Origin of the sequence: Shewanella corallii (genome assembly GCF_023349125.1) — a bacterium.
Lineage (GTDB): Bacteria > Pseudomonadota > Gammaproteobacteria > Enterobacterales > Shewanellaceae > Shewanella > Shewanella corallii.
Genome location: NZ_JAKIKT010000001.1, coordinates 429027 through 450126, shown reverse-complemented (window position 1 = coordinate 450126; position 21100 = coordinate 429027). Strand labels below are relative to the sequence as shown.

Below are 21100 nucleotides of genomic sequence, written 5' to 3'. Positions count from 1 at the left end.
CGTCCAGTCGGGGGAGATTTGCCGTCACTGTGTAAAAGTCAGCCCCCTGCACTGTTATTTTCAACTTGCTGAGGTATGATCTGCGCCAGAAAAATCCAGCTTTTATGCTTTAAGGACTAACCATGCAGACTCTGGCCCAACATCTTCAACAACAAGCGATCCCCGAGTCACTGACCCAGCTGCTGCTGACGTTGGCTGACACCTCCAAATCCATCAGCCAGGCAGTTCGCCACGGTGCGCTGGCGGGTATTCTGGGCGCCACTGAACAGGAAAACGTTCAGGGCGAGACCCAAAAGAAACTGGACGTTATTACCAATGACATGCTCAAAGATGCTCTGCAGGCGTCCGGTCATGTTCGTGGTCTGGCTTCCGAGGAAGAAGATTATGTGGTGCCAGTGAGTGATGCCGGCGAATATCTGGTGTGCTTTGACCCACTGGATGGCTCTTCCAACATTGATATCAACTCTCTGGTGGGTACCATCTTCTCCGTACTGCCGGCGCTGCAAGGTGAATTGACAGAGCAAAGCTTCCTGCAATCGGGTCGTCAGCAAGTGGCTGCCGGTTACGTACTTTATGGCCCATCAACGATTCTGGCGCTGACCGTTGGCAAAGGTGTCAGCTTCTTCACTCTGAATCCGGACAGTGGCGCCTTCCTGCTGACCCAGGACGATGTACAGATCACCAAAGACACCGCTGAATTCGCCATCAATATGTCGAACCAGCGTTTCTGGGAAGCACCAATGCAGACCTATATTGCCGATCTGCTGTTGGGTAAAATCGGTCCCCGCGAAAAGTCATTCAACATGCGCTGGATTGCCGCCATGGTGGGTGATGTTCACCGCGTGCTTTGTCGTGGCGGTATTTTCACTTACCCCACTGACAACAAGAATCCGGAAAAACCATACAAACTGCGCTTGATGTATGAAGCCAACCCTATGGCTTTTCTGGTTGAGCAGGCTGGCGGTAAAGCGACTACAGGCTATCAGAGCATTTTGGATATCCAGCCTGAAGCGATTCACCAGCGTGTGGCCGTGATTCTCGGCAGCGCCAACGAAGTCGATACCTGCCTTGAGTATCACGCTGAGGATTACAGCGGCGACGAGCCTACCCTGTAACAACTAAAAAGCCCCGCACTGCGGGGCTTTTTAATATCGAGGTCAGCGACTGATCTTTACCTCAGGCTGATTCAGCAATGACAGGGTGGGGTTTCTTTCCATAATCCCCTGCTTCATCTTCCAGCCAATAGCCAATCCTGCAACAAAGCCGCCTATATGGGCCCAATAAGCCACGCCCTGTCCTCCAAAAAGTAACCCGACGAAATTGAACAGCAGCCACAGAGCAAAGAACATCGGAGGGCTAAGCTTCTTTTGGTATATCAAAAACATAAATGTCAAACTGGCATGTCTGAACCACATCAGATACATACCAAACAAACCCGCAATCGCACCACTGGCACCCACGTTATAAATCATCGAAGCGGGGTCTGCAGCAATTTGCGCAAACGCCGCGACCAAACCACAGGCCAGATAGCTCAGCAAATATTTCCTCCGTCCCATGGCGTCTTCCAGGTTATCCCCCACCACATACAGAAAATACATATTGCCAATGAGATGCATCCAGCCACCATGCAAAAACATATGAGTCAGCAAAGTCCATGGTTCAGACATATCCATTACCTGAGCCGCCTGGATAGACAAGTGTTCATAAACCCACAGAGTGTTCTTATTACTCATGCCATACATAAGAAAAATAAGCACATTAAGCGCGATCAGTGTGTAGGTTACCCAGGGCGTGATTTTCGGCTTAAGGTTAAATTCTACCGGCATCTGCGACAGGAACTGGAATATCCAGGTTTTAAAGCCGACTTTGCCGTTAAGCTCACCCACCAACTGCCTCACCTTGGGGGAGCTGACCACCTTCTCCCGCTCATGGCCCTCAATAAACACACCACTGCACTTGTGGCACACCTCAACCTCAAGTTGAAACTCTTCCATCAGGTGATAGCGCTCAAGGGGAATATCGCAGTGGATACAGTGGATTTGCGTCTTACCCAGATGTTTGCCCAGATTCTCTTCTGCTCTTACTGCATCGTCATCATTATCAGCGGTCGACAGGGCAGAGTTGAGTTCACCATTCTCAAACCAGAGACCACCACAGTGATGACAACAATCCACCTCTTCGCCATGAAACTCAAAGGCATCCAGGGCTCTGTCAGCGCATACGGGACATTTTAATGCCATGATTCAGTCCTCTTTTTGTTACTCGAGCGTCATACCAGCCTTAGTCAAACTGGTTTCCAGCTTTTCATAACTGGTCTTGAGTTCGGGTAAGACTGTGTTTGTCATGGACTGGTTCAGCTCCAGCAGCTTACCGGCACCAAAGCGTGACCCTATGGTGCGAGTCTCAATTTTCTGCACTATGTCATCGACCTGCAGGTAGTAACGGCGTATCTGGGAGAGCACCGGAGTCGGGGTTTCCAGAGTAAAAGGAGAATACTTCATGTTTTCCCATATAAAAGTCCCCATAGCCGGACTGTTGTTCTTTAAATCATATGGGGGGTTGGTCTTGAGCATGTTGGCGTACGCTTCCACCACGGCAACGTTGTCCTGCACTTCATCGTACAGAGAGCGACGCAGGTAATAATTGCTCTGTTTATTGGTGAGATTGTCAAAGGCAATGGCCTGGCTCAAACCCTCTTGAGCAGCCAGAAATACCCCTAATACAGTAGCCAGCATCATAAATACCTGCCCCACCCAAAAACTGGTTTTGGTCAGCTCCCGGTTATCCAGTTTCATTTGAGGCTTTGCTTTAGTTTCTTCAGTTGCCTGCTCTTGTTCTTCTGCCATCACTGGTACTCCATATACTCCCAAAGAGGGATAACAAGTGACGCAACAGTATATTAACAACTCAGGCTGACACAAGGGCGCGGGCTAAAGAGGAGAAGAATCTACTATCAAAGCATCGCAAGCTAATACTAAAGGGTAGTACAGCGTTGACTATTAGCATTGACCAAAAAATCAAAAAGGGACCCTAAGGTCCCTTTTGAATATCAGTCAGTTCTATCAGGCTCTGTCGACCAGCGCCTCGGGCGCTTCAACGTGATGTTCCTTCTCTGTCTGATCTACGATAGTCAGCACCGCGGTATCGCCCACGACGTTACAGGAGGTCAGTATCATATCGATCAGACGGTCCAGTGCAGCCACCAGGGCAAAAGCTTCAACCGGCAGGCCCATCTGGTGGATCATCACACCAATCATCACCATACCGCCACCCGGTACACCGCCGGCCCCCACTGCCAGCAGGAAGATAGAGAACAGCACTGTCGGCAGCTGCTCCATGGTGATTGGCGTACCAAAGGCGTTAGCGATAAAGAAGATAGCCACAGTAATGTAAATTGCCACACCGCCCATGTTCATGGTCGCGCCCAATGGCACGCCGAAACCGGCAACCGCTTTATTCACGCCCAGCTTTTCAGTCAGGGTACGCATGGTCACCGGGATGGTCGCATTGGAGCTGGCGGTGGAGAAAGAGAACAGGATCTGCTCCTGGGTTTTCTCGCGGAAGGTCTTGGCGGATATCGGCGTAAACAGACCCACAGCCGCCGGATACACAATAAATACCCAAAGTACCAGCAGGCCGATAATCAACCCCAGATATTCCAGCACGCTGAAGAAGACTGCAGCTTCCAGAGTCGCACCCAGCTTAAACATCAGTGCAAATACACCGATAGGCGCCAGCTGCATCACCACGGAGATCAGCTTCATCATGATCTTGTTGCCTGTCTGGAAGCCCTTAACGGCACCGGCAACAGTATCTCCCATGGACTTCATCACACCACCCAGCAGCAGCGCCATAAAGATCACCTGCAGCATGTTACCTGAAGTGAATGCCTGAATTGGGTTGCTTGGCACTATACCGACAATCAGCGCCATCAGGTTGGGCAGCTCAGTGGCGTTAATGGTCACGCCGGTGGCACCGCTCATATCCACGCCCTCACCCGGACGCAGCAGCAGACACACGGCCAGTGCCGCAGAGATACCTACTATGGTGTTGATAATATAGAAACCAAAGGTTTTGCCACCGAGGCGCCCGAAACTGCGCAGATCCTGCAGTTCACAAACACCACAAACGATACTGAAAAATACCAGTGGAACCACCAGCATCATGATCATATTGACGAACATGGTGCCAACGCCCGAAGCGATATCTACCAGAGTACCGGAGAAGAAGTGAAGGTCGGACAGTAGATACTGGACCAAAGAGCCCAGGATCACACCGGCGAACAGACCGATAAAGATCCGTGCAGAGAGTGATTTCAGCATAGTGTGTTACCCCTGATTGTGCTTGTTGGCCAATGAATGGCTCTACTTCCTCGGGGTTTAAACCCCTGATTTTTTATGATTTCGGCTGGGATAGTGAATCATGCTGGCAGGAAGATCAATCACACAGGCAAAGAAAAGTGTTGAAACACACAGGCAACCCGGTAAAGCCGAAACAAAATAACCAATAAAAATCAATGCATTGAGCACGCAGAACAAAACCATCACAAAATCAAAACTTTTACCTGACCAACAAGTTGATAACCAAGCAAAAACAGAAACTTAATAAGCGACAGCCAAAACATCTTTTAAAGAAATCAAAATCAGCACAACTCACCACCAGTCATCAGCAATGCAGTTAGGCTACCCAAGCAAGGCAAAATGAAAGGCGAGATCTGTCACGCTTTAACTGACAAACATTCCAGCTAAAACCATAAAAAAGGGCTGCCGTGAGGCAGCCCTGTTGATATCAATGACACTCTTACGCCTGTGACGGTTAAGCCATCCACAACTCCACATCGCGGATAATAAAGTTACCTGTATACACAGGATGCCTATCGCCAACAGGCTCCAGCTCGAAGAAGCTGCGATACTCTTCCGACAGGCCGTCATAGCCGCAGATCACCTGATACAACCAGTTCTCACTATCCCAGGGCAGATCGTTGGCCTGCAGGTATTCCAGCGCCGACTGACGCACACCTGAATCAATCACAGCGCAGAAATAATCATCCACAGCCTGCTTGAGCGGGTTGTCCGGCACATCGAACTCACCGGCATCGGTCAGGGCAAACGCAGTGTCTCCGGCCTGTGGCTTGGCAATCTCAGGCAGATGAGTAATGGACTTGATGCGGGACACCAACTCCATCAATTCATGCTCCTGCACCGTGTTGTGCACATCCACAGCCGCCGGCGCCAAAATGCCTTCAGCGCGGTTAAACAGCACAGGCACCTGCTTATGGGCCACATGGTCCATAGGACGATAATCAGGGTGCAACTCGGTGTGCAGCAACCATCCCTTCAGCAGGCGGGTACGGCCACGGATCTGGCGGAAACGTCCCAGCAACTCAAGCAAACGGGCCTGCACTACAGACAGCTCCTGAGCGCAGCTGCTCAGGGTATCCTGCAGCGTCGTCACCAGCAGACGGCGCAGCTCGCGGTTATCACCGGCCAGCTCAGTCAACTCGTTGAAATGGAACATCTCCAGACCGTTGAGCAGTTCGGTCACCTGGCTTTGAGCCAGCTCGTTTTCACGAATCTTGGCATTCAGGGTGCCAACATAACCAAATTCATTGTTGATACGGCCCCACAGCACCCGGATGGCATATCTCAGGCTTTCAGTGAAGGCGTACACATGCTCGTTAAGGTCTGCCAGATAGGCTTCTGCTGCGCTATAGTCCACCCGCTGCCGGGCTTCTTTATAGTGTTCAGCCAGGGTTTTGATGGTGGCCATGGCTGAGCCAACATTGGCATCGATCTGACGGTTACGTTCGTCACTCAAAGCCTCTTCCAGAAAGCCTCTGATGGTGCGCTTAAGGCGCAGCGGTTGATCAGCCTCAGGCTGCCACAGAATACCCGCCTTCAGCAGCTTGTCGATAACCCCCGGCTCATGCTGGCTCTCGTTGACCTCACCCGACTGATAAACGTCCATAACAACATCAGAATGGCGGGCCAGCTGTTTAAGCAGCTTAACCCCGGCCGAATGCAGATTAGAACTCATATCAGCTCCCGTTGACTGCTGGCAGTCTCTGCCTGAGCCTCCAGCTGCAGGCCTTCGGTTTCATCGATAAAGCGGATCACCTCATACAGGTAATCCAGTTTGCCGGTAGCCAGATAGATCTGCTTTTCGCTGTTGGGGCGCACCAGATAACCCAGTTCCACCAGACGACGGAACACCAGCTTGATCTGGTTATCCACCTGAGTACTGGTGGAGCCAAAAAGACGATACTGACTCAACTTGGCCAGCTGCTCACGAAATGCCGGAGTATCTTCAATACGGCCCTGAAGCTCGGTCAAACGAATTGCTGCACCTTCGGTCAGCGGTGCATCCTGGCCCGAGGCCTCCTGCACCAGTACCAACCACTCCACCATAGGGATAAGCGCACTGCAGATATCCTTGAACTGGCTGGAGATCACCTTGCGTTCATTCTCACCCAGTTGCAGATAGCCGCAGAAATAGACTTCACCATCGGCAGCCGATGCCAGGGTGCGGTTAATCTGGTTCAGGTAAGCTTCAACCTTCTCGCGCATGGCACCACTTTGCAGCGCGCGCCAGCCATCTTCATCCGTGGTCTTACAGATAAACTGTCCCTTGAGCAGGCGCTCCACAAGAGTGCCCATGCCGACCAATACCACTTGTTCCTGGCTCATTTACACGGCCTCCTGAGACATTCTCTGCTTCAGCTTTTCAGCCAATGGGTTCGCCTTGGGCTTAACCACCTGCAGCTTACGGGTTTGTTTATTGATGATGTAACGGTTGGCGAACAGGGTCAGTACTTCTGACTCAGGGTTCGGGAAGGCACCCAGTACCGAGATATTGTTGTTCTCACAGGCATCGAAAATCTTCTTCACGTTACCATGGTGCAATGTGCCCAACTCATCGATTGGCCAGTGAATGGTCACTTCGGCGCGACCACGCAGCAAACGGGTAAACGCCAGCAGGAACTTACACAAAATCAGGTAAGCCATACCATGACTGGAAGACTCATTCAGCTGACGGTCGGTACGGATAATCAGATCTGAATTGCCCTCTTTCAGGCGAAGTTCAATCTCCAGCAGCTTGGCAATACCGCCGGTCAGTGCGCTGCGACCTATGATGTCCAACGCGCGGCGCATGGAGTTGATATAGTCCTCGTCCGGCAGGCCATTGAAACCATCGCTCTTCCAGCGTTTGAACGCCTTCACAAAAGCTTCCAGCTCAGGCCAGAACTCCAACTCACTGATGCGGGAACGAATACGTACCGCAGACTCAGACACCCCATCCAGGAACAACTCTTCACCCACTTCACGGGTGATACGAGCGCTCTGGCTGGCAATACGACGGTCGATATCCGCCAGTACTTCGTAGTAAGCGGTCAAATCCACACCAAAGATACGACCCTGCTCCCGCAACGCCATCATGGACTGAGGCACCATCACATTCAAAAGCTGCTCCAGTGCCGGCACCAGTTTACGGTAATCCAGCAGACGAATACCCTTGTCATTCACAAAGCTGGACTCTTCCCGGGCGCGCTCCCAGGTCTCGGCCAGACTTGAGCCTGACTTGGCAGCAATCACGGTATCGAAGTGCTCCACGTACTGCTTCACTGAGCCCAGCAGATAGTCACGCTTAAGCAGCAGATCTTCACCCTGACGCAGACGCTCACCCAGACTGCCAACCGCTTCTTCATTTGTGACAGGCAACTTAAGGTCAGCCAGCTTACGCATCAAACTGCGCAGCTTGGTCAGGTTCTCGGAGGCTTCTACCTGAGCGGCATCACTGTCGCGACGCTGCTTCTCAAGCTCAGTGCGCCTGGCTTTGACTTCACTGGCTTTGGATTTGAGCTGAGCTTCCAACTCGGTAGCGATACGCTTCACTTCCACCAGCTGCTCGGTCAGCTTTGGCTTACGCACACGCCAGGTGTGCTGATACCAGTCGTCGTATCTCAGTACTTCACTGCGACGCTGCTCGGCCTTACCGATGCGGCCTTCCAGATCCCGGATTTCGCGTTTAAGGGCAACAATTTTGTCCTCATCCACGCCACGGGATTTAAGTTCATTTTTGTACCAGGTCTCACAGGCTTTCAGCTCGCTTTGAGTATTCTCGCGACGGCTGTTGATACTGGCTTTAACCTGAGCGATCTGTGCTTCCAGCGCACCTACTACTTCCTGCCAGTAAGCCTGCTTTTCCATACGGGCTTCCAGGGCGTTGGCTTTGTACTCTTCCAGCCACTCATCATGACGCTGTTTAAGCTGCTTCTGCTCGCTTTCAATCACGGTCAACTGCTTGGCAGACAGAGCTTTACGCTGTGCCAGCATTTCGTTGATTTTTGCCTGAGCAGAGCGCTTCTCATCCAGCAGGCGACGCAAATCATCACGACTGTTCTGGTAAGCGGTACGGGCAAAGGTCAGTTCACGGCTGAGCTTATCCAGCTCGGCATTGACCGCCACCAGATTCTCCTCCGCCTGCTCCTGCAGCTCTTTGGCGCTCTTCAGCGCTTCTTCAGCCTGCACAAATCGGGCACGCAGCTCCTGCTCAGATGCAGCGTATTCGGGGACATCCAGCGCTTTCAGGTCAAGTTGGATACCGAACAGAGACTCACTGTCGCCACCCACAACCGGACGCAGATCGGTGCGATGCAACAGCTCAGGGGCAATTACCTTACCCAAAGTCTGTTCCCAGCCAGAGGCTTCTTTACGCAGGTATTCCAGCAAGGTATGAGACTGTGGGAACAGCATCTCCTTCAGTTCATCCAGACCGCTCTGGCGCTCGTTCACCCTCAGGCTGGCCTGACGCAGGGCTTCGTTGGCCTGATCGCGACGGGCACGCAACTTGCGCTCTTCGGCTGCGACACGGTCAACCTTGGCATTGCTGGCTTCCTGAGCCTCGTCGGCCAGGGAGATACGTTCATCGAAGACAGCCAGCTCCAGCTTCTCATCTTCTGTGTAGGTTACGCTGTCCACCTTGAGCTTGAGCTCTGCAGTCTGCAGCTTAAGTTGGTACTCCTGCTCCTGGAACCTGGCCTGACCCGCCTGCAGTGCTTCACGACCTGACTCTGCCAGCGTTTCCATATCGGCGCGAGCCAGTTCACGCTGGCGGTCACGCTCTTCGCGGGCCTCTTCCTGCTCCTGATGCAGCGACTCCAGCGCATTGTTCAGCTGTTCGCTGATTTTACTGCGACGGGCGTTATAAGCGGCTTCAATATCCTGGTGCTTATCGGTCAGCAGCTTGTGACGCTCAGACAGGTTCTCCAGATCGGCGCGCCAGTTTGGCAGCGACTCCAGATCCTGCTTGGCCTGCTCGATATCGGCATCCAGAAAGGCGCTGTGCTGATCGTCGATGGCATTGAGTTCATCTTCAAACTTGGCCATATCCCCTTTAGCGGCTGACAGTTCCAGGTTGAGCTCATCACGCTCCTCCTTCCACTGCTCATCCAGCTGCTTCAGTGCCAGGTTGACCTCTTTAGACAGGAGTTGTTGTGAGTCCTGACGCTCCACCTCTGTGGTCTCGTCATGGCGATAGCCTTTGCCCAGCGTCGCCAGACGCAGTTCACTGCTCTGCAGTTGGTCAAACTCCTGCTCCAGCTTTTCAAATTCCGGACGTATCTGTTCAAAGCCCTGAATAAGCTGACTTTCTTTAATCCAGGATTCAACTCGCTGTGGATTGATTCGGGAGCTTGGCGGATTAACCCCATCCTCTTCCAGAATGGCGGCGATCATCGACTTGACCGTCTCCATCTTGCCCTCTTTGGAGTGCACCGCCTTAGCCAGCTTTTCGATATGACGCAGTGAATGCTCGGCAGCACACAGGGCAAACTGATTGGCGTAACCACGCAGCTCGCTGCGGTTACCGCCAGTGCCCAGCAAAGTACGGTCATTTTGGATAATGGCGCGGAATTCACGGGTATTGAGCAGATTGGTCACGCTCACGCCCTTGCGCTTCATCTCACGGCCCAGCTCCGCCATGGTGTGACACAAAATGGTGTCGCCGTTACGCTGTTTGACATAGTCTTCCAGATCGAAGCCTTTGGCGATAAAGCGGTAGTTCACCCCTTTACCGTCCCCGGCAGAAGCCAACACAGCCTGATACAGCAGACCATCTTCTTTACGGTATTCGTAAACTATGTAGCTTGATTCTCTTGGCAGGTACCAGCGCTCAAAGCTGTCACGGGTTGAAGGCACTACGCGGCTGGGATATTCGCCATAAAATACTGGCACCAAACGCTGCAATGTGGTCTTCCCCGAAGCATTGGTACCACAAATATTGGTGTGGCCATCAAGTGCCAACTCAACCACCCCGGGCAGGTGGGTGTCGATCAGCACAATTCGAATCAAACTGGACATGGCTTTCCTTAAATGAATGATTTGGCAAACATTGGCAGGCCTTAGCTGCCAGCGCCAAATAGAAGCTCAGGAATATCAAACCCACTAAGGTAATAGAAAGGGGAGATCGGCGCAATCAGAGGGAAAAGAGGCGCTTACAAGATAGGCAGAAAGTTGGAAAACCGGACTGTGTTTACAGCCCGGCCAAAGGAAAAGCTATTGATACTGCTCAGCTGGCTTTTAGTGTTGCACGTTCATCGTACTGGCGGCACATATCTGCCACTTTATCCTCTTCCAGAGGGCGAAGGCTACTGAGTACCAGAGTTTTACGACCGGTTCCCACCTGACGGCCATCACTGGTCAGCTTAAACTCCAGGGTGGCATCGCCGCGCTTGCCATCAATCTCCAGGGTTTTGGATACCAGTTCCAGCTCTACCTTGCAGAAATCGGTATCAGTCAGCTCAACACTCATGCTGTCGTATATCACCAGAGGACGAGCCGGGTTAATCATCACCTGATGCTCCTGCATCAATGGCACTACCACATGGGTGAAGTTAAGGCCGGAAAAGGCGACATAGCCGCGCACAAAAGACTCAATCTGCTCAGCGCAGTGACTGGCATTGCCGGATTGAGTCACCTTAAGATAGGTTTTGTCGCGACTATCCGTGACAGCCAAAGCCTCCTGGGTATCAGGAAACTGCAGGCATACACCAGGACCCACCATTCCCTCAAAGCTGAAATGCATTTTTTCGTGCAGACCATATTTGCTTACCGCCATTGCAAACAGGAGATCGCCAGGCACACAGAAACGCTTGGCACCTTCATCATGGATAGGATTGAAATCACCGGCGATATCCTTGGCAAATGCGCTGGCCTGAGCAGGAGTAATCTCGACACCCGCTGAGGTCTCACTGAAAAACGGCTTTAAAAACATAAATACTGCACCCGAGCAAAAGTTATTTTATCGATAAGCGGCGCACAGTCTAACCGCAAACCTCAAAACAACTCACCCGATGACTTGGCATAGACCAGCAAAACGCAACTGGACGGATGAGTTACTGTCACATAACAGCCAATCAGGATTCTCGCTTTAGCTTTTCTCCGCCACAGAAATCACCAAAGCTTGCCCGTTTAGCCAATCAAATGGATACAGGTGCAGTGATTAAAAGCAGATTTTTTACCCCTTTAAACCAAACTCGCAACAAAATCGACGCCACACTGTTTACAACGGGGAAACAATACATATAATGCAAACCATTATCATTTGCGCTTAGTATAATATTCTAAATATAGATCACGGAGAGGTTATGTCTGTCTACAAGAAGTTACCCCTGAGTATGGTTGCCACCGCCCTGATGGGTGCGTTATCTGCACCGGCAATTGCCGATGACAAGGAAGCCAGTGTTATCGACACCATCACTATCTTTGGCAGCAAGAACCCTCTTGATGCAACTCCAGGTAGTGCCTATGAGCTCACACAGGCTGAACTGGATAACTTCAAATACACAGACATAATGCGCACTCTGTCTACCGTGCCAGGCGTTTATATTCAGGAAGAGGATGGTTATGGTCTGCGCCCTAACATAGGTATGCGCGGTACAGGTCAGAACCGTTCAGAAAAAATTACCGTGATGGAAGATGGAGTAATTGCTGCACCCGCTCCTTACGCTTCACCAGCCGCTTACTACTTTCCGACTCCAGGCCGTATGGAAAGCATTGAGGTTCTGAAAGGTTCCTCCACTATCAAATATGGCCCACGCACCACTGGCGGTGTGGTTAACCTGCTGTCCCGTCAAATTCCTGAAGAGGAGATGGCAGGCAAAGTGGATGTGGCACTGGGCCAGGATGGATTCGGCAAACTACACGCCTATGGTGGTGGCCAGGGCGAGCAAGTCGGTGCTGTTGTAGAAGTATTCCGCTACCAGGCTGACGGATTCCGCGATATCAATCATATTGGTGGAGACACTGGCTTTGATAAAACCGATGCTCTGGCTAAAGTCCGCTTCTCCTCTGCCAAGGATGCGCGCTTCAATCAAGAGCTTGAAATCAAACTCAAGTATTCTGAAGAAACCTCCAACGAAACCTATATGGGGCTGACTGCTGCAGATTACGCCAGCTCTCCATACAGCCGTTATAGCGCTTCTGCCAAAGACCAAATGAACACTGAGCATAAGCAGATCCAGCTGACCCATGCTATCGATTTGAGCTCTGACGTGACTCTGGGCACTATCGCTTACTACAACGACTTCCACCGCAACTGGTATAAAACCTCCAAGGTAAACGGTCTTAGCCTGAGTAAAGGTGGCATAGATGCCGCAGCCGCATTCGATACTACCCCAGGCAGCGATCCACTGAATGTGGATATTAAAGCCAATAACCGCAGCTACCTGTCTCAGGGTATCCAGACCGAGTTGAATGTGTTCCTTGGCGATCACGAGCTGGCATTCGGTGCCCGTCTGCACGAAGACGAGATGGACAGATATCAGTGGGTCGACAAGTTCCAACTGGACTCCAGCTATCAGTGGAGCCTCAACGAAGCCGGTGTTCCTGGCACTGACTCCAACCGTATCGACAGCGCCAATGCCCTGGCTCTGTATGTACAGGACAAGTTCACCCTGGGTGATGTCAGCATTCTGGCTGGTCTGCGCTACGAAGATATCGAAACCCGTCGTGAGGACTGGGGTAAAAATGACCCGGCTCGCGTAGGTACACCAGGCAAAGATGTGAAAAACAGCTTCGACGCCCTGCTGCCTGCGCTGGCAGCCACCTGGCAGCTGAACGATGACCTGTTACTGCTTGCCGGCGTACAGAAAGGCTTTGCTCCTGCCGCTCCGGGTAATGCAGACAAAGATATTGAAGAAAGCTGGAACTATGAGTTTGGCGGTCGCTATAACGCCGGAGAGTTCAGCCTTGAAGCTGTCGCGTTTTACAGTGATTACAGTAATATGCATGGCAACTGTACTGCAGCTCAGGGATGTGACGATGACAATATAGGCAATCAGTACAACGCCGGTGAAGTCGATGTAAAAGGCCTGGAGCTAAGTTCCGGTTATGATTTCAATGCGGGTGGTAACATCACCTTCCCGGTGAAACTCTCCTACACCTATACCAAGGCTGAGTTTGCCAATGATTTCAGCTCTGATTTCGATACCTGGGGTGATGTAGAGAAAGGTTATGAACTGCCTTATCTGCCTGAAAACCAACTGTATCTGGCCGTTGGCGCCAAGGCCGAAACCTGGGAACTGACACTGGCTGGCCGCTATACCAGCGATATCCGCACCAAGGCGGGTGAAGGCAGCATCCCGAACGATGAGTTGATTGAATCCAAAACCGTTGTCGACCTGTCTGCCCGCTACTATATCGGTGAAAATCAGGAAGTTTACCTCTTGGGTGAAAACCTGTTTGATGAGACCTATATGACCACCCGAGTTCACGGCTCTATCTTCTCAGGTAAGCCACGCAGCTTTATTGTTGGTTACTCGCTGCAGTTCTGATAACGCCAAAATAGCGTTAAAGGCCACCTATCCATGGTGGCCTTTTTTCTGCCTGACTAAAAGACAGGTCATGGGACTGATATGTAAGTCAAAATATTGATACCCAAGGTGATACTAATCACATAAAATCATCTGACTGAATGTTATGCTAATTTTCCGCTAACTAATTGATTAACGGGAGCCAAGTGTCCTCTCTACCTCTCACCTTCCGTTACTTTCTGGTTTCACTGGTGCCTTTTCTGGCATTTCAACTCTGCGCGCCTTATCTCATCGAGTACAAATTTGAGCAATTGCTGCACGACAAAGCAATTGAGACTCTGGAACGAATCGACGCCAATTCACGCAAACTGGACAGTGCTGTAGCAGAACTCCGCCAACGCATGCACTTTAAGTGCGATGCCTACGATCAGGAACTGCTGCAAAAAGCCTTTCAAGGTAGCCACATCATTCGGGTAATTGGGTTAATTACTAATGAAGGTCATACCTGTTCATCACTGGGAGATGGCTTTGTCCCAAAATTTGAGAAGTTGGAAAACATTAATCATGACAAAGGAGACGTGATTCAAGTTGGGCGTTATCTGACAGAAACCACAATTAACTTCACCGGCCCCAGGGGCACCTTGTTTATGTTACTCAGTTCCAAAGGTAGCCCCTTTGTGGTCGATCGCCCCTGTGAGGACTGCTTTTATCTGGAGACTGACCTCAACGGTTTTGGCAATCTGAGTATCGCTGGCACTATGGCCATTAAAACTGATCTTATGGCTAAAGAAGTCAGAATCGCATCCTCAAAAACCCAGACCCATGTGCACGCCTGGGGAGGTAATCAGTTACATGCCCATACCAGTAGCTGGGCCTATCAAAGAACCATGGGTGCAGGTCTTATTTTCAGTCTGTTGACCTATATCAGCCTGCTACTGTGGCAACAGCACACAAGTTCATTGGAGAACCTGCTGAGACAGGCAATATCATTGAATGAGCTAAAGCCTGTCTATCAGGCTATTGTCGATGCGAGGGATGGCAGAGTCCTTGGATACGAAGCCTTACTGCGTTGGATGCATAAGGGCGAGACAATAGCTCCCGGAGTGTTTATTGATATGGCAGAGAGCACAGGTTTAATTATGCCTATTACCGAACAGCTGGTCGGCAATGTGCTCAAAGATATGGACAATCTGCCGCCGGATCAGTGGGTCACCCTGAATATCGTTGCTGCCCACCTGGAATCGGACAGTCTAACCAACCAACTGGCTGCACTTGGTTGGCCCAGAGGAGATCAGCTGATGTTTGAGTTAACCGAACGACAGCAGATCAGAGACATTCCAGCAGCCCGCCGCAACATAGACCTATTGTTGAGTCATGGCTACAGCATCAAAATAGATGACTTTGGTACAGGTTTTGGTGGTATGGCCAGCCTGCAGCAGCTCAATATCAACAGCATTAAAATCGACAAGATGTTTGTGGATACCATAGGCACAGATGACCTGAAAGCTGGCGTATTGGACTCAATGATCAAGTTTGGCCACGACTATAAACTGCAGATGATCGCCGAAGGAGTGGAAACCCGGGAACAGTCGGATTTTTTGGTCGCCAGAGGCGTCTTTTTGCAGCAGGGATATCTTTATGGCATGCCAGATAGCCTGCCTCCAACATCCAATCCTCACTCTGAGGATCTGTTAACGCCTGAGTTATCCGCTTGAGTCTTAATATTTCAGGCCTTGGGGACGCTGATTTTCAGATCGCAGCCTATATCGAAAATCGTCCTGCCTTTATGAATATGGCTGAGCTTGAACACTGCCAGCCTCTGGTAGACGGTGAGATTTATGCCATTGGCCAGGCCTGTGGCAATGGCTGGCGTAAGGTGTTTAACGTCTATGCCAAGCTGCTGTTTGCCCTGCCCCAGTCACAATTCAACTACCGTACCCTGGCCACTGATTGGCAGGGATACAGGGATAAACACCTGTTGCAACAGGACAGTCAAACCGCCCTGCTGTTCAGCCCTCCGGCCCTCAAGCCTGACGACAATCGCCTGCACATCATCATGGGGCGCACCTATGCCAAGCGTTTGGTTAATGAGAGCAAGATAACCGCACCTTTGACATGGCTTGATAATGAGTTTGCCATCAATGCCGAACACAAGCTGTTCGTCTGCCCCTATTTTGATTACCGCCAACTGTCCAATATCAAGATAGAAAGATTGGTTGAACTAATAGTGAATACTCAAGCTAGCGAGGTGCCGTCCTGAATTGAGTCGGAGACGAGTGAATTGACAATAGTCCCAGACTTATACCAGCTCCTTATTAAGCTTTAGCTAAACAAACTTTTGCCTGATTCCAGCCATATTAACTGTATGGAATATTACTCGCTGAAATAACAAGGAGAGTAATATGAAAAGGAATCTTGTTTTCCCATTTGCGGTCGTGATGGGGCTGAGTGCCTGTGGCGGATCAGATGATGCCGTTGAAGTCATGCCAGAACCCGTTAATCAGGCGCCGGCGATTAATTTCTCAATCCCGGAAACAACCTTCGAAAAGTCCTCTGTGAATCTGAACTCAGGTGCGACAGACACAGATGGCAGCATTAGTAGCTACCTATGGAGCCAAACCGCCGGACCGGATGTAGAGTTCAATGCGGAGTCAGCGTCAATCGAGTTTGTTGCCCCCAATGTCACAGAAACCACCACGCTGACCTTTGAACTGACAGTGACTGATGACGATGGTGCAACTACCAGTCAAAGTGTATCACTGGATATTCAACGGGTTGAGCTGGAAATAGCTCTGGTTGGTCAAGTTGTGCCGGAACGCTATGCCAACGGTATTGTTGACCTGACCTACGGCATAGACTCTGCTCAGGGAGACATCTCATCAGATGGAAGCTACAGCGTTATTATAAAAATCGATGACGATACCCCGGAAACCACGGTAGCCAAACTGGTCGCCAGAGCTGATGCCGACGACCCTGTTACTTTGGTAGTCCTGCAACCACGGCAGTTCGGTCCACTAACCGGTGGAGAGCAAGCTGTTTCATCAAATTCTGTAATCCAACAAGATGTTCAGGCAACTGGTGGTCCCGATATTTCAGTGATGACCACAGCGGCATACAGCATTATGCTCAATGCCAATGGGGGTGAAGAGATTACTGATGAGGATGTACTCACCGAAGTGGAGCAGCAAGTCAGCGTTGATGTTTTGCTGGAAACAGCTGCCGTTGCCCAGCTGGTTGTTGAAGGTACTGTAGCCTTACCGGAAGGCAGTTCTGATATGTCAGAGCTGTTGGCAGATAACAGCTCCTACAACGAATTGGTGACAGAAATTGAAACCGAGTCTCCAGGTATCATTGCCGATACCGCTACAGAGATTGCGGAAGATCCAGCCAACCTGCCTGATGTCGACCCCAATGATCTGCCATCTACCTTTTACATAGGTGAAGCCGCAGCACCTACATTTGTGAATAGAGGCACTGCAGGAAAGTATAGTCTCAACGCCAATGGACAAGGATCTGCAATAACCTCCCGGGGCGGCATTAGTTTCGATTGGAGTACCGAGGGTAATAGAATAATACTGGAAAACATTGATGCTCCAGCCAGTACATATTTCCCTGTAATAAATGAGTCTCTCGGTTTTTCTTCTGAAGAAGTATCCATTCTCCTTTCAAATGGCTACTTTCAGATTCAAGTCGATACCACGCCCCTGGTTGAAGAGTGGAGCCTGCTATCAGAAGGAGCCAGAGTTGACAGCTATCGAGTAAAACGCACAACGTTAACTCAATCAGAATTGATTACTATAGATGGGGTAAACTACCAATCTTCAACAACAGATGAGGGTATTTACGATTGGCATCTGGTCAAATCGACTCCTGAAGAGTTTGTTTTTTCCGAGGAAATGTTATCCAGTGATTGGGTGCTTCCAATATATAGTAACGAAGACAGTGCTAGTACCTACAAGATGCTCGGAGAAAGGGTTACCTTCACAGCTGATGGTAAAGGCTCAACAGGGTTCACGGAGAAGTCCTTTACATGGACTATTGATACGGGGAAGCTGCGAATGCAATTTCTCGACTTCAGTCAAGAACTCACAATAACATCCAGGGTTAATTCGGATATCGGCGTATCAGTTACAGTTGAAACATCCGATCTGCAATTTATCAAAGCCGAACTTGCTTCTGCCTATAGCACACCTGACACTGTTAACTTTGATACAGGGGCTGAAAAATACTGGCAAACAACTATAAATAACTGGAACTTAATTAGCTGGGATGGAGAGAGGTTAAAAGCGTGTTGGGATGAGTCATCATATGATGCTTGTTATAACTCTTATTGGAGCCTGTTTGGATTTCAGTTAAATGGCGACGCAGGAGTTAAAGTGCAGTCATGGGAATCTCCATTGGAAATTGATTGGGACTTTAGTTCACCACTTAGTCTTATAAAGGACAATGGTAAATTAACAATGAATCATGATTACTCTGGATGTGGACTCCCAAATGATTCCGTTTGCCGCTACCGAGAGTGGGAGTTAGTAAAAGTTACTGAAGGCCGCTTGGGAAGGCGTATTTATGTACTTGAATATGATGAAAGAACAACTAATTACAATGGTCAGACTTCAGTTGTATCAATTGGTCCCCGTATAAATATGTACGAAGAAATAGATATTGATTATTTCAAGACAACAGCGCCGGAAAACCTCCAGCCCAACACCAGCAATACGCTACTGAACTCTATAGGGCGCTTGACCGTAGCCCCGAGCAACAGTGCTCAGCCAGACGGTACCCGCTAATTGAGATGTAGTGGTTAAGGCACCAAAGCCAACTAAATCAAAAAGCCAACCCCTCAGGTTGGCTTTTTTATCTCTATGTCAGACTCAGAGAAAATTCCCTTATCTGAATTAAGCTCTCAGCCACCCAGCAGCTTTTGCCACCACTCCAGTGGTTTGCCACAATTGCGTGCAGGCTGGTAACTTTCATTCAAGGCAGGCAGTTGCCACACATTAGCGCAATCTGACTCCATGGCCTGTCCCGTGGTTTTCTCAAACCAACCGCGAACCACATTATCCACCGGCGTCATCCTCAGACTGACCGGAGGCCGGTTACCCAAGAAGTTACGGTAAACCGCCATGGCACCGCTTGAGCCATACAGGCTGGTCTTGCCATTATCATCGCGCCCGACCCAAACAGCAGCGACATTACGCTCATCAAATCCGGCGAACCAGGAGTCACGACTGTCATTACTGGTGCCGGTTTTCCCCGCCAGAGTGACGCCCGGGAATGCCTGCCCCAGGCGTCTTGCGGTACCCGACTCAACCACCCGGGTCATGGCGTACTGGATCAGATAATCCGGACCTCTGCCCCAGGCAATATGACGTGAGCTCTCTGCTGCCTCAATCGGCTGATTATTTTCATCCAGTACAGTGGTCACCGCCTTGAGCTGACGATAACGGCCACCGTCTGCCAGGGTCTGATAGACCTGGGCTACCATCATAGGTGAACCGTTGACCGCCCCGAGCAACATAGAAGGATACTCAGGCACCCGGTCAGGCCATCCGGCACGATTCAAGGTATGAGCGACGTTATCCAGTCCCAGCTTCATGCCAAGGTTAACCGTTGGCACGTTCATGGAGCGGCTGAAAGCCTGGATCATGGGCACTTCACCACTGAACTTCTTATCCACATTCTGCGGCGACCAGGTTTGGCCATTGCCATTGGTCAGGGTAATAGGCTGATCTGCCAATGGTGTGGCCAGGGTGTATTTGTCCTTCTCCAGCGCGGTCACATAAACAAAGGGCTTGATCAGGGAGCCTATGGGACGGCGGATCTCGCCGGCACGGTTAAAGCCCTCGAAGGCCGGGTTTCTATCCCCCACCATGGCAGCAATACCGGCACCGTACCTATCAGTGACCACCATCCCCACCTGCAGATCCTTGTTGTTCTTGTCCAGCTGTTTCAGGGTATCCCGGACCGCTTTCTCGGCCGCTTCCTGAGCGATAGGATCCAGGGTGGTGTATACCTTGATACCGGATTGCTTCAGCAAACTGCCACCATATCGCTGAGACAGCTCTTTCCTCACCTCAGCAAAGAAAGCAGGCAGCTTTTGGTGCACAGCTCTGTCTTTACTTCTCAGCCCCAATGGCGAGTCGGCTGCGGCAGCATACTGCTGACCTGAAATTTTGCCATTTTCCATCAGCAGCTTAAGAACCAGGTCACGGCGCTCCCGGGCACGCTCCTCATAACGCCAGGGGTTGTAATAAGAGGGTCCCTTGATGGCAGCGATCAAGAATGCCTGCTGGGACAGAGTCAGCTCACCGATTGGCCGACCGAAATAGAACTGGGAGGCCAGTCCCATACCGTGAACGGCGCGGGCGCCATCCTGTCCCATATAAACCTCATTCAGGTAGGCTTCCAGGATCTCCTGCTTGCTGTATCTGGCATCAATAATAATGGCCATCAGGGCTTCACGGATTTTACGTTCCAGAGAGCGCTCACTGGACAGGAAGAAGTTCTTGGCCAGCTGCTGAGTCAGGGTAGAGCCCCCCTGCACAGTCCGCCCGGCACTGATATTGACAATCAGCGCCCTGAGAATGGCCAGCGGGCTGACACCATGGTGTTCAAAAAACTGTCGATCTTCGGTCAGCAACAGCGCATCCACCAGAGTTGAAGGCATTTCAGCGGTAGGCACGAACAGTCTGTCTTCACCGTCGGTGGCAATAATCCGATCCAGTAGCACAGGCTCCATATGCACCACTGCCAGCTCTCTGTTATCACTTATCCGCCATACTCTGCTGACCCCCTGATGATCAAACTCCACCATCACCCGCTGTTCCGCCTGCTTACCGTCAGGATGCAGGAAGGGACGACGCCAGATATCCACCTTGGTACTGGATGCAGAGAACTCCCCAACCTGGCGGGGATTGGCAACCTTGCGGTAGCCAAGCAGTTTAAGCTCGGCTATCAGTTGGTGATGGTTAACCGCAGCGCCGGGGTACAGCGCCATAGAGCGACTGAACACCTGAGCAGGCAAATACCACTTCTGGCCTTCAAATTTGCGGGCAATAATCTGGTCCAGATAGATACAGTAACTCGCCACCAGCACAGTCATGGCCACAGCCAACTTCCAGCTGATAGACCAGATGGTGCGCCATACCGATGTCTTGGCAGCGGCTTTGGCAGTCGCTTTACTCTTACGCCCCGCCGCCGATGTTTTACGTCCAGCTGTCGTGCCGGTCTTTTTAGCGGGTTTATCTGTGGTTTTCGTCATAATACCTTGCTGTCAGTGATTACTGTTGG

Annotated in this window: 13 protein-coding genes; 5 read left to right on the top strand and 8 right to left on the bottom strand. The window is 50.8% G+C overall.

Going from position 1 to position 21100, the window contains the following annotated elements:
- Window positions 1-122 precede the first annotated feature (122 nt).
- A complete protein-coding gene (locus tag L2725_RS01865) occupies window positions 123-1115 on the top strand; it encodes a class 1 fructose-bisphosphatase (RefSeq protein ID WP_249247366.1) in 993 nt (330 codons plus the stop codon).
- A 42-nt stretch (window positions 1116-1157) separates the two neighbouring features.
- Here L2725_RS01865 and L2725_RS01860 read toward each other — a convergent pair whose 3' ends face one another.
- The 7 genes from L2725_RS01860 to L2725_RS01830 form a co-directional block, all read right to left on the bottom strand.
- The gene (locus tag L2725_RS01860) at window positions 1158-2240 is read right to left on the bottom strand and encodes a rhomboid family intramembrane serine protease (protein ID WP_249247365.1); all 1083 of its coding nucleotides are present in this window, start codon (window positions 2238-2240) and stop codon (window positions 1158-1160) included.
- Between the two features lie 18 nt (window positions 2241-2258).
- Window positions 2259-2846 carry a hypothetical protein gene (locus L2725_RS01855; protein WP_249247364.1) on the bottom strand — a complete coding sequence of 196 codons (588 nt, stop codon included), beginning with the start codon at window positions 2844-2846 and terminating at the stop codon, window positions 2259-2261.
- Window positions 2847-3062: 216 nt separating this feature from the next.
- The gene (locus L2725_RS01850; RefSeq protein WP_249247363.1) at window positions 3063-4322 is read right to left on the bottom strand and encodes a dicarboxylate/amino acid:cation symporter; all 1260 of its coding nucleotides are present in this window, start codon (window positions 4320-4322) and stop codon (window positions 3063-3065) included.
- Window positions 4323-4815: 493 nt separating this feature from the next.
- A complete protein-coding gene (locus L2725_RS01845) occupies window positions 4816-6036 on the bottom strand; it encodes a phosphoenolpyruvate carboxylase (RefSeq protein ID WP_249247361.1) in 1221 nt (406 codons plus the stop codon).
- A complete protein-coding gene (locus tag L2725_RS01840; protein ID WP_248934177.1) occupies window positions 6033-6686 on the bottom strand; it encodes a condensin complex protein MksE in 654 nt (217 codons plus the stop codon). Before L2725_RS01840 ends, L2725_RS01845 begins: the two co-directional genes overlap by 4 nt.
- Complete coding sequence (locus tag L2725_RS01835) at window positions 6687-10358, bottom strand: ATP-binding protein (RefSeq protein ID WP_249247360.1); 3672 nt, start codon at window positions 10356-10358, stop codon at window positions 6687-6689.
- Between the two features lie 208 nt (window positions 10359-10566).
- Window positions 10567-11271: a DUF3581 domain-containing protein gene (locus L2725_RS01830; protein WP_249247359.1), complete on the bottom strand. Its 705-nt coding sequence runs from the start codon at window positions 11269-11271 to the stop codon at window positions 10567-10569.
- Between the two features lie 373 nt (window positions 11272-11644).
- On the opposite strand from L2725_RS01830, the gene L2725_RS01825 reads away from it, so the two are divergent.
- The 4 genes from L2725_RS01825 (at window position 11645) to L2725_RS01810 (ending at window position 18597) form a co-directional block, all read left to right on the top strand.
- Complete coding sequence (locus L2725_RS01825; protein ID WP_249247358.1) at window positions 11645-13831, top strand: TonB-dependent receptor family protein; 2187 nt, start codon at window positions 11645-11647, stop codon at window positions 13829-13831.
- 185 nt (window positions 13832-14016) lie between these two features.
- Window positions 14017-15525 (top strand): EAL domain-containing protein, encoded by a 1509-nt coding sequence (locus L2725_RS23305; RefSeq protein WP_249247357.1) that lies wholly within the window; start codon window positions 14017-14019, stop codon window positions 15523-15525.
- Complete coding sequence (locus L2725_RS01815) at window positions 15522-16070, top strand: DUF6942 family protein (RefSeq protein ID WP_249247356.1); 549 nt, start codon at window positions 15522-15524, stop codon at window positions 16068-16070. The genes L2725_RS23305 and L2725_RS01815 overlap by 4 nt, the downstream gene beginning before the upstream one ends.
- A gap of 142 nt (window positions 16071-16212) precedes the next feature.
- On the top strand, window positions 16213-18597 hold the full coding sequence (locus L2725_RS01810) for a PKD domain-containing protein (protein ID WP_249247355.1): 2385 nt from the start codon (window positions 16213-16215) through the stop codon (window positions 18595-18597).
- A 116-nt stretch (window positions 18598-18713) separates the two neighbouring features.
- Here L2725_RS01810 and mrcB read toward each other — a convergent pair whose 3' ends face one another.
- Window positions 18714-21071: a penicillin-binding protein 1B gene (mrcB, locus tag L2725_RS01805; protein ID WP_249247354.1), complete on the bottom strand. Its 2358-nt coding sequence runs from the start codon at window positions 21069-21071 to the stop codon at window positions 18714-18716.
- Window positions 21072-21100: the final 29 nt, after the last annotated feature.